The organism is Vibrio sp. Vb0667, assembly GCF_033391095.1.
In genome coordinates, this window is the sequence record NZ_JAWPOL010000437.1 from 1 (window position 1) to 1,017 (window position 1,017).

Sequence of the window (1,017 nt, forward strand, 5' to 3'; positions counted from 1 at the left end):
CTTCATTTCTTGATTTTATTTCCATCATAAAAGTCCCAAAATACTGAAAGTGAAAAGGGGTGCAAGCGCCCCCCTTTTGATGAGAATGTGTGAACATTCAGATTATGGTTGAACCATCTCTTGGTATTCGAACGAAGGAACCACAACTTCTACGCGACGGTTTTTCTCACGACCTTCACGAGTGCTGTTGTCAGCGACTGGATTCTCTTCACCCATACCTTTCACTGTCAGGCGATCAGCATCGATACCAGCACCAGTGATGTAATCTGCCACAGCTTGAGCACGACGCTCAGACAGTTTTTGGTTGTAAGCCGCAGGACCTGAGCTATCAGTGTAACCTGTGATTTCAACTTGAGCTTGTGGGTATTCGTTTAGGAATGAAACAAAGTTGTCTAGACGTTCAGAAACAGACTCAGTAAGTTTCGCACTGTCGAACTCAAACGTGCCTGTACCGTACTCTTCTTTGTGAACTTTGCTCATTAGTACTGGTTCTGGATCTGGCTCAACTACTTCTTCTGTTACAACAGCAGCAACCACTGGCGCAGCCGCGAATTTGTAGTTAACGCCGATACCGAAGAAGTTTGCGTCCATATCGTCCCAAACGTCATCCGACATATCTTGGTAACGTTGGTACTCAGCACGAACACTCCAGTTTCTATCAATCGAATATTCAGCACCTAGTGAGCCAGTTGCAACGAAATCTTTTTCGTCTTCAGACATCATGTACGCACCACCGATCTTAGCGAATAAGTTCCAAGAATCGTTTAGATGCCAGTTGAATTTAGGTGCAAGTGTTAAAGCCGTTAAATTGCCGTCGATCGTATCAACTGTACTAGCTCCTGACTTAAAGTTCGCTTTGTAGTCGCCTAAGAAATCGACACCGTACTCTAGACCGATGAAATCGGTAAAGTCATAACCGATATGTAGTCCGGCACCAAAAGCTTCATCATCACAAGGGCTATTTAGATAGCAAGCGTCGTCAAGTGTAGTCATGCCCACTTTGCCCCCGATGTACAT

Annotated in this window: 1 protein-coding gene; it reads right to left on the reverse strand. The window is 44.8% G+C overall.

The window, feature by feature from the left end:
* Positions 1-102: 102 nt before the first annotated feature.
* A partial coding sequence (locus R8269_RS26480; RefSeq protein ID WP_318223070.1) for an OmpA family protein occupies positions 103-1,017 on the reverse strand: 915 nt, incomplete at its 5' end.